Below are 9,499 nucleotides of genomic sequence, written 5' to 3' on the forward strand. Positions count from 1 at the left end.
CCCCCTACGCGGCCGTCGCCGACATCACGCTGTCGGGGACGCCGCTGGGGGCTCTGTCGGGGGCCGCGGGCCAATAGCGGGGCAGGGATCCGGGGCGGGTCCGGGGCGGGCCATCCGGCGATCGCCCGCGCGGATGTCCCCGCCTACCGGTCCAGGCCGAACAGGAATTTCTGCGCCGCCAGGCTGGCGGCGCCGCTGGCGAAACCATCCTTCTGCGCGTCACGCAGATAGAGCGTCGCCTGCCCGTCCGGCCGGCGCATGACATGGGCCTCGACCGTCTGCTGCACCATCGCCCCGAACACCTCTCCTTTCAGGGCGGTATCGAGCATGATGACCACGTGGCTTGGGTCGAACATCTGGATCAACTGCGCAATGGCAATGCCCAGCGCTGATGCGGCACGATGCAGGATGGCCAGGGCCTCCGGCCGGCCGGTCTGGGCCATTTGCGCCAGTTCGGCGATATCGCAGGGCAGGCCCGCCTGCCGCGCGGCCGCCCGGATTGCCTGCAGGGTCGCCACCGTCTCCAGGCATCCCCGCTTGCCGCACCGGCACGGCATCGCGCCGATGGCGCCGCCGTCCAGCACGACCGGCGCATGCGAAATTTCGCCCGCTCCGCCGTTATGGCCGCGATGCAGCCGCCCATCGACGATATGCGCGCAACCGATGCCGTCGCCCACCGCGACCATGCTGAAATCGGGACAGTCCCGCATGATGCCGAACAGATGCTCGCCCAGGATCAGGGCATTCGCATCGTTTTCGATATAGGCTGGGATGTCGCACAATGTCGCCAGATGACCGACGATGTCGACATTGCTCCATCCCAGCGCCGTCGAATACAGGCAAGTGGTACGATCGCGCGAGACGAATCCCGGCAGGGCGACGCCGATCCCCGATATCGGTCCAACCGGCCGCCCGGCGCGGGACACCAGGGCCGGCAACGCCTCGACCAGTTCGGCCAGGCAGTGTTCATGGTCGCGGCGCCGCGGCAGCTCCATCCGGGCCAGCGTCGCGCCATGCAGGTCGGTCAGCAGCAGGATGGTCGGATCGGCCTGCAGGGAGATCCCGACGAAACAGGCGGCATCCGCCTCCAGTCCCAGCAGGACCGAGGGCCGCCCCTGCCCGAACACCAGCTCGCGCTCGCCCAGGATTCCCCGGCCGATCAGTTCCTTGGTCAGTATGGAAATGCTCGCCTTGCTCAGGCCGGTAACCCCCGCAAGCCCGGTGCGGCTCATGGTGCCGGCCCGGCTGATCGCGGCCAGGATCTGATACTGCGCCGGTGTGAACATGGATGCCCGCCTGTCCTGTCGTCAGCACTTATTTCGATTCATAAACAATAAAACTGTCAATAGCGTATCGTCCGGCAAGGCTGGCTGGCTACCCATCGTCATGCTGGGCGGCGTCGGCCCGGGCATGGCGCTCCTCCCTGCCCGATATCGAACTGGAGGCCTCCGCCGGAACCGCCGCCCCCGACACCGCCGCCCTCGAACACCGCCGCCCTGGCACCACCGCTGCCGCGCCACACGCGCCTGCGGTTCGGCGTGCTGGGCACGTTCCTGTATGTGGGGGTCGAGGTCATGGCGGGCGACGCCATCGGCACCTATGGCCGGGGCTTCGGCCAGCCTCCGGATACGACCAGGTTCTTCACCCCCCTTACCCTCGCGGCCATGATGCTCGGCTATATCGGCGGATTGCTGTTCGTGCCCCGCCTGCTGTCGTAGGAACGCCGCCTGGTCGTATCGGCGGCGGCCGGCGCCGTGCTGACGGCCTGCGCGTTCCTGACCACCGGATACGCCTCGGCCGCCTGCGTGGCCTTGCCCGGCCTGGCGAACGCCATGATCCTGCCGACACTGTCGATCGACGCGCCTAGGCCCGATCGGCGTACGATGACGATATTAAGGGAAAAGACGCCGGAAAGTCATGAAACGTTCACACTATAATTAATTTTTATCTTTTATCAAACGCTCGTCATTTGACATGGGCATGGAGCGTCCGATGCGGGCTCAAGGGTCGTTGTGGCTGATCTTGTTCGGCGTCGTCGCGCTTGTTCCCCGGCACGCCGATGCCTGGGGCGTCCGCGCTCATGCCCTGATCGACCGCGCGGCCATCGATGCCTTGCCGGATGACGGTCCCGTTTTCCTGAAGCCGCAGCGCGATCTCATCGCCCGGTCCGCCAGCGTTCCGGATACATGGCGCAACGTGTCCGAGCCATTCTCGAAGATCGCCGAAGATCCCAATCACGGCTGGTTCCGCGAACAATTCGCGTTCATGAAGGCGGTGCCGCGCTCGCGATATGAATTCATTCTTGCTCTGTACAAGGAATATCTGCGGATAGTGCAGCGGGATCCCAAGGCCGCGCGTCGGATGAACGTGCGTTGGACCGGAACCCTGCCCTACGCGATCGTCGAGGGCTATGGTCATTTGGTCGCCGATATGCGCCTGATCCGGATGATGCGTGCCCAAGGAACGGATACCCGCGCCCTCGAAGCGGATTGCGCGTTTTTCGTCGCTTGGATGGGGCATTATGTCGCGGACGGTTCCCAGCCGCTGCATGTGACCATCCATCATGACGGCTGGGTCGGGCCCGATCCGAAGGGCTATACGCGCGATCCCGCCGTGCATGCGCGCTTCGAGACCCGCTATGTCGACATGATCGGCCTGGTCGAGGCCGATATCCTGCCGCGCATGCAACCGGTCGGCCATCTCGACGGTGATGTCTTCGACCTGGTCCTCGCCTATCTCGACCGTTCCTATCAGTATGTCGAGACAGTCTATGCATTCGACAAATCGGGGGCCCTGAACGACGCCGGCAACCGGCCCGCGCGCGCGCTGGTCTATGACCGTACCGCCGCCGCCGCCGCGATGCTGCGCGATCTGGTATACCGGGCCTGGCTGGAAAGCGCCTTGCCGCCGCGCGTCCTGCCCAATCCCATCGATCCGTCCAATCCCGACTACGACCCGGAAACCGGCTCGGCGCCGGCCGCCCGGTCGCCCAGGCCCGATCACCCCGCCTCAACACGACGCTAGAGCATCATCCGACCGGATGGACGCATCCGGCCGGATAAAGATGCTCGCCAAAACAATAGGCTGGAGCCGTATCCGTGAACCATTATGAATGGATATGGTTCTGGGAAATCATTTGATCTGATGTCCCGAATCTGAAAACCGCTGGATTTTCAGATTCGGGACATCAGGGCCAGCCACCCGTCTCGCGCGTCGCGAAAAGCGCCGCGGGCCGCTCTGTCCGTAAGGCTTTTCTCTTTTCGAGGACGTTCATGACTATCGTGCGATCCGGAACCGCGCGCCGCTCCAGGCGCGGGCGGCTTCTTTCTTCATGCGTGATCGGCATATTGGCCGTCACCGCGTCCGGCGGCGCAATGGCCGCCCAGCAGGCGAAAAATCAGCCTCAGAAAAAAACGGCGAAGAAAACACCCGCCGTTTCGCAAGCGCCGGCACGTCCGGGGGCGGCTTCCACGGCCGCCGCGCGCGCGTCGCGCCCCCATGCGGCTCCCGCGCCCGAGCAACTGGATGTCGTCGCACAGCGGCATACTTCCGGCGGCGGATTGATGGCGCGCCAGACCGCTCCGGTTGCGGTCAGCGCGGTCGGCAGGGCCTATATCGAAAAGCAGGCGCCCACCCTGTCGCCCACCGCGCTGATCGCCAGCCTGCCGGGTGTCCAGGCCGGCAATGAAGGGCCGATCAACACCGAATATGAAACGTTCCACGTCCGCGGACTGGACCAGTCGCAGATCGGCTTCGTGTTCGAGGGCGTGCCGGTCTCCGACATCTTCAGCTACGTGCCCTGGACATCGTCCATGGTCGACAATGAAAACCTCGAATCCATCAGCGTGACGCAGGGATCGGTGGACCTCACCGCGCCGGTCTACAATGCCGACGGCGCCATGGTCTCCATGCGCGAGATCAGGCCGTCCGACCATTTCGGCGGCTTCGTCGATTTCGCGGGCGGCACCCACAGCCTTCAAAAGCAGTTCATACGCCTCAATACCGGCGAGATCGGCCAGAGCGACGTACGGGCCTTCGCCTCGTTTTCACATTCCGCCGCCAATCTCTGGCGCGGCCCCGGCGATCTCGAACGCTGGCATGTCGATGCCAATCTAGAAAAACGCTGGACGAACATCAGCAGTTCCGACATCGTGTTCGGATACACGCGCTCGCATCAGAATATCTATCGCTACCCCACGCTCGCGCAGTGGAACGCCAACGGCACCAGCTTCAATTACGACGGCAGCTATCAAAGCGGCGATACCAACTATTATCGCATCAACGAACGCTTCACCAACGTCGTCTTCGGCGCCGTTCACAACGATTTCAGGCTGACCGACCAGCTTTCGCTGCATGTCGAACCCTACACGACGTTTCAGAACGGTCCGAACAATTACGGTGCCACGATACCGGTCGCCGGCGGTTATATCGGAACGTCGCGATATGCCTATCTGGACGGGTATCAGGGCCGCTCCGGCATGTTGACGGTGGAAAGCGTGCATCCCTGGCAACAGAACACCAGCGGTGTCACGGTCGACCTGGACTGGAAGGCAGGCGCCAACGACCTGTCCCTGTTCTATTGGTATTCCTACGGCGACCATTCCGAATATCAGGATCAGTATCCGCTTTCCCCGGGCGGAAACTGGAGCTACGCCGAAAATTATCTCACCGCGAACGGGCTCCGCGTCACGGGATATCAGGAACATACGATCCAGCAGCTCAACGCGGTCGGCATCGATGACAAGCTGACCCTGCTCGGCGGCAAGCTGGTGCTGGATGCCGGGTTCAAGGCGTCCATGGCCTCCCGCGTGGCAACGCAGGACGTGCCCGGCGCCGCACCCTACAGGGCCGCGCCGAATTATTTCGAGCCGACGCCACAGGTGCTCGCTACCTATCATATCACGGACGCCGACCAGGTTTACCTGAACGCGACAACCTCCTATCGCCTCCCCGCGAACTGGAGCGCCTATCTGCCGCAATACCCGATCACCTCCGCCACGCCGTCCAGCGTCCCGCCCGGCAGCCTGGCCGCCGAATATTTCATCGGCCAGGAACTGGGCTTCAGGCACAATGGTCCGCTGAACGTGTCCGCGGCCTGGTTCCACTACAACCTGACCAACCACCAGATTTCCAGCTCGTCCTACCTTCCCGGGACCAGCGTGCTGATCAGCACGCAGATCGCCGCCGGCGGCGAGGAGGCATGGGGCTTCCAGGGCGAAATCGGCACGCGGCCATGGCATCACATCAGCGCCTATGCGTCGGGCCAATACCTGAACACGCGAATCGGCAATAACGTGAACGCGGGAACGGACTATCTGCCGACCAAGGGAAAGCAGGAACCCGGCGCACCGACATTCAGCGGCGCGATCGGCCTGACTTATGACGACGGCACCTATTTCGGCAATTTCAATTTCCGCTACCAGGACGCGCAATATTCGACTCTGATGAACGATCAATCGATTCCGTCCTACGCGACGGCCGATCTGTCGCTCGGCCGCATCCTGCCGTCGTTCCATTCATCGGTGCATCCCAAGATCATGCTCAATCTGATCAATCTCGGCGGCGTCAATTACCTGTCGTCGATCAGCGGATTCGGCCTGACCGCCGTCACCCGGAAGGGCCTCTTCGGAAATGTCGTCAAGGCCTCGGCGCCGTCCTACGTGGTGGGCTCGGCATTCACGGCCATGGTGACGCTTGCCGCCGATTTCTAGAGCATCATCCGATCAGATGGAATCATCTGATCGGATAAAGATGCTCGCCAAAACAATGATCTAGGGCCGTATCCGTGAACCAGTATGAACGGATACGACTCTAGCAGGTTGCGGAAATTCAGGGTGCAAAAGTGGCGCGGATCTGATTCTCTCGAATTTCTGGATGGGAGGGTTGGATGCGTGGGACGGACGATCAGAACGGGGCGCTGTTCAGCTACCTGAGCCCGGATGTGCTGGTTCCGGCTGACCATCCGCTCCGGACGATCCTGCCGCTGGTGAATGCGGCGCTGGAGCGTCTGTCGCCGGAATTCTCTCGTCTTTACTCCCCACGGGGCCGGGCCTCGATCGCACCTGAGAAGCTGCTGCGGGCTCTGTTATTGCAGGCGTTCTACGGCGTGCGTTCGGAGCGCCAACTGATGGAGCAGGTCACCTATAACATGCTGTTCCGCTGGTTCATCGGCTTGTCGATGGATGCGCCGGTATGGGACGTGACGGTGTTCACCAAGAACCGCGAACGCCTTCTGGCGGGCGACATCGCGGTTGCATTTCTACTGTCGGTGATGGGCGATCCGGCAGTCAAGCGACTGCTTTCCAACGAGCATTTCTCGGTTGATGGCACGTTGATCGATGCCTGGGCCTCGATGAAGAGCTTCAGGCGCAAGGATGGCGCCGATGACGATCCGTCTGGATCTGGCCGCAACGCAGAGCGCGATTTCCGCGGCGAGAAACGCTCGAACGAGACGCATGCGTCGATCACCGATCCGGATGCACGGCTCTATCGCAAATCAAACGGTCAGCCGTCGCGGCTCTGTTACATGAGCCATCTGCTGATCGAGAACCGCAACGGGCTGATTGTCGGCGTCCGGACCACCCATGCGACCGGGCGTGCAGAGCGCGAGACAGCCGAAGCGATGATCGCCGTCGCCGCCCGAGGGCGCCGCGTCACACTCGGATCAGACAAGGCTTATGATACGGCAGAGCATGTGGCGAACCTGCGCGCGATCGGCGTCACGCCTCACGTGGCCCAGAATCTGTCGGGCAGACGATCTTCCATCGATGGCCGCACCACGCGCCATCCCGGCTACGCAATCAGCCAGCGCATCCGCAAGCGGGTCGAGGAGCCGTTCGGCTGGATCAAGGCCACGGCAGGATTGCGAAAGACCCGGCATCGTGGCCTCGATCGTGTCGGCTGGATCTTCACCTTGACAGCAACCGCCGCCAATCTCATCCGGCTACCAAAGCTTCTCGGTGCCACGCCATGACACTGGTTCACCCGATGACTGGAAAATGGCGGATTACCGGGATGGAGCTATGGGATAGCGCGTTCATCGACCTGCTCGGGCCCGGATACATCCAGTTCCATCCTGATGGCGGCGGGGAATTCGGCTTCGGAGCGGTCCAAGGTGGTCTCGACTGCCACTATGGCCAAGCCAGCATCCACTTTACCTGGGCCGGCCACGACGAAATGAACGAAGCCTCCGGCGACGGAGATGTCCAACTCGAGGAAGACGGCACCCTCACCGGCGATATCCGATTCCATCTCGGCGACGAATCATCATTCACGGCGCGACGTTGGTAGTTTTTCCGCAGCCTGCTAGAGCTTTTCCACTGAACGCCGGTTAAGCGGAAATGCTCTATGTTGTTATTTATCGAGTATCTTCACCCGTTCAAACGAGTCCGTTTGAACGGGATCTGCTCCAGGCGCGCCATGTGGCGGTCCGTCGCCATCATGGCGCTGGGTACCTGGCTCGCGTGGACGCCCTCCACGCGGGCCGCCCCCGCCGGTCCGCCGGCCGGGGCGATGGGACTCCGGCTGTTTCCCGAACTCACGGCATTCCTGGCCGATCCCGGCGGCGGCGCGCGCTTCGACAAACGTCCCGAAATGGTTCTGCTCAAGCGCGCGCGGCTGGACAGGCTGCGCAACAGCATCGGATGCGCCCCGATGCCCGATTGCGCCCTCGCGGCGATCGAGATCACGCCGCAGGATTCCGCAACGATCAGGATCGCCCTGTCGGCGGCTCACGCGCCTCCCGGCGTCCTGGATGCATGGGGGCGCGACGCGGCGGCGATCGACAAGATCATCGAAATCTACGGCCAGGGAAAATCGCCCCGCTATCCCAGGATCGACAGCATGGCGCACGACGCCCGTTCCGAAGAATTCGTTCGCTTCGTCGGCCAGCTCCGGCGCGACCGGCTCTCGGCGCCGCTGAACACCATCGAAATCCCGTGGGATGCGATCGACACGGCCATCGCATTGCTGGATGCGGATGACCGTCTCGACGCTCTGCGCTTCGCCCCGCTATGGAAAACGGAAAATGGCGGGGCCGTGCGCCGCGCGCGTCGGCTCGATTGGCGTGCCTACCCCTATAGCGCGATCCTGGTGCCGGGCGAGGGGCCGGAACAGCCGGATGAACCGCTCTCGCCACTGGCGAAACTGCGCCTCGCGCACGCGGTGCAAATCTTCGAAACGGGACAGGCGCCATTCCTGATCGTTTCGGGCGGCAGCGTCCATCCGGCGCATACCCGCTTCATCGAGGCATACGAAATGCGTCGGCGCCTGATCGCCCTCTATCATGTCCCCCGGGATCGAATCGTTCTCGAACCCTATGCCCGCCATACGACCACAAATCTGCGAAACGCCGCGCGCGCCCTCGATATATTGCGCTCCCCGGCCGGTAAGCCCGTGTTGATCGTAACCGACGACGACCAGAAGCATTATATCGAAAGCCCGGCCTTCAGGGCGCGTTCGCTGCGCGAACTGGGCTACGCGCCGGGTGAAATCGGCCCCGCGCCGACGGCGTTCTCGCTGGCGTTCCATCCATCGCCGGCCTGCCGGAAAATCGACCCGTCCGACCCTATGGATCCGTGAAAGGCGGCCGTTGCCGCCACGCTCCACAGGGCCGGACATGACAGGATTGCGGATGGGCGAGTGGTCGTCACCCCGTCCTCCGCCGCCCCTTGCGGGTCCGGCACAGCGCCCCTGCCGCGCCTCGCAAACGGCCGACGGTCATGATCGCCTGTATCACGGCCAGCGGCGCCGCGCTGCACCCCAGAACGACGGCCCACATCGTCGCGGTCGGCGGCACCAGATGCAGCGGATGCGAGATCGGCCCCAGATAGGGCGGCAGCGCGAGAAGCACGCCGCACAGCACCAGCGCGCCCCATAGCCACCCGTTCCGCGTCACGTCATTGACCAGGACGCCGGCGCGCGGATCACGCATGTTGAAGCCGTGCCAAAGCTGGCCGAAGGCAAGGGTAAGGAAGGTGACCGTCACCGACTGCCGCGCGTCGAATGCAAACCAGCGTGCCGATGCAAGCGCGGCGAAGGTTCCGGCGGCGAGCACCCCACCCTGCAGCGTGATCGCGACCCATTGCGCCGGCCCCAGGATCGGCTCCTTCGGATCGCGGGGTGCCCGCGTGAGGATACCGGCCTCGCCCTCGCCCATCGCCAGCGCGAAGGCGGGAAATACGTCGGTGACAAGGTTCAGATACAGGAGCTGCAAGGGCAGCACGGGCAGCGGCAACGCCGAGGCCACCGCGATTCCCACCACGATCACCTCGCTCAGATTGCAGGACAGAAGATAGGCGACGAAGCGGCGGATGTTGCCGAAGATGATGCGGCCCTGACGGATCGCCTTGACGATGGTCGGAAAGGCGTCGTCAAGCAGGATCATGGCGGCCGCCTCGCGCGCGACGTCGGTGCCGCGCCGGCCCATCGCCACGCCGATATCCGCCTGCCGCAGCGCCGGCGCGTCGTTGACGCCGTCACCGGTCATGGCGACGACGTC

At 63.7% G+C, this 9,499-nt stretch carries 8 protein-coding genes; 6 read left to right on the forward strand and 2 right to left on the reverse strand.

Translation table 11 applies throughout. From position 1 onward, the window contains the following. Positions 1-143 precede the first annotated feature (143 nt). Positions 144-1,286: an ROK family transcriptional regulator gene (locus HUK84_RS06040; RefSeq protein WP_176639470.1), complete on the reverse strand. Its 1,143-nt coding sequence runs from the start codon at positions 1,284-1,286 to the stop codon at positions 144-146. 252 nt (positions 1,287-1,538) lie between these two features. On the opposite strand from HUK84_RS06040, the gene HUK84_RS06045 reads away from it, so the two are divergent. The 6 genes from HUK84_RS06045 (at position 1,539) to HUK84_RS06070 (ending at position 8,580) form a co-directional block, all read left to right on the forward strand. After that, positions 1,539-1,718, forward strand: coding sequence for a hypothetical protein (locus tag HUK84_RS06045; RefSeq protein WP_176639471.1), 180 nt, complete (start codon positions 1,539-1,541; stop codon positions 1,716-1,718). A gap of 274 nt (positions 1,719-1,992) precedes the next feature. Continuing rightward, the gene (locus HUK84_RS06050; RefSeq protein WP_218064244.1) at positions 1,993-3,024 is read left to right on the forward strand and encodes a phospholipase C/P1 nuclease family protein; all 1,032 of its coding nucleotides are present in this window, start codon (positions 1,993-1,995) and stop codon (positions 3,022-3,024) included. 539 nt (positions 3,025-3,563) lie between these two features. Next, on the forward strand, positions 3,564-5,711 hold the full coding sequence (locus HUK84_RS06055; protein WP_176639472.1) for a TonB-dependent receptor: 2,148 nt from the start codon (positions 3,564-3,566) through the stop codon (positions 5,709-5,711). Between the two features lie 176 nt (positions 5,712-5,887). Beyond that, positions 5,888-6,973 (forward strand): IS5 family transposase, encoded by a 1,086-nt coding sequence (locus HUK84_RS06060; protein WP_176639473.1) that lies wholly within the window; start codon positions 5,888-5,890, stop codon positions 6,971-6,973. Next, positions 6,970-7,290, forward strand: a complete 321-nt coding sequence (locus tag HUK84_RS06065) for a hypothetical protein (protein ID WP_176639474.1) — start codon at positions 6,970-6,972, stop codon at positions 7,288-7,290. The genes HUK84_RS06060 and HUK84_RS06065 overlap by 4 nt, the downstream gene beginning before the upstream one ends. Positions 7,291-7,419: 129 nt before the next feature. Next, a complete protein-coding gene (locus HUK84_RS06070; protein WP_176639475.1) occupies positions 7,420-8,580 on the forward strand; it encodes a YdcF family protein in 1,161 nt (386 codons plus the stop codon). Positions 8,581-8,647: 67 nt separating this feature from the next. Here HUK84_RS06070 and HUK84_RS06075 read toward each other — a convergent pair. Continuing rightward, the coding region (locus tag HUK84_RS06075) for an HAD-IC family P-type ATPase (RefSeq protein ID WP_218064245.1) at positions 8,648-9,499 on the reverse strand (852 nt) is incomplete at its 5' end.

Origin of the sequence: Nguyenibacter vanlangensis, assembly GCF_013376155.1 — a bacterium.
Taxonomy (GTDB): domain Bacteria; phylum Pseudomonadota; class Alphaproteobacteria; order Acetobacterales; family Acetobacteraceae; genus Gluconacetobacter; species Gluconacetobacter vanlangensis.

Excerpts from the sequence above, each read along its gene's own strand:
- HUK84_RS06040 (WP_176639470.1), bottom strand. The coding sequence starts at position 1,286 with ATGTTCACACCGGCGCAGTATCAGATCCTGGCCGCGATCAGCCGGGCC.
- HUK84_RS06050 (WP_218064244.1), top strand. The coding sequence starts at position 1,993 with ATGCGGGCTCAAGGGTCGTTGTGGCTGATCTTGTTCGGCGTCGTCGCG.
- HUK84_RS06055 (WP_176639472.1), top strand. The coding sequence starts at position 3,564 with ATGGCGCGCCAGACCGCTCCGGTTGCGGTCAGCGCGGTCGGCAGGGCC.
- HUK84_RS06060 (WP_176639473.1), top strand. The coding sequence starts at position 5,888 with ATGCGTGGGACGGACGATCAGAACGGGGCGCTGTTCAGCTACCTGAGC.
- HUK84_RS06065 (WP_176639474.1), top strand. The coding sequence starts at position 6,970 with ATGACACTGGTTCACCCGATGACTGGAAAATGGCGGATTACCGGGATG.
- HUK84_RS06070 (WP_176639475.1), top strand. The coding sequence starts at position 7,420 with ATGTGGCGGTCCGTCGCCATCATGGCGCTGGGTACCTGGCTCGCGTGG.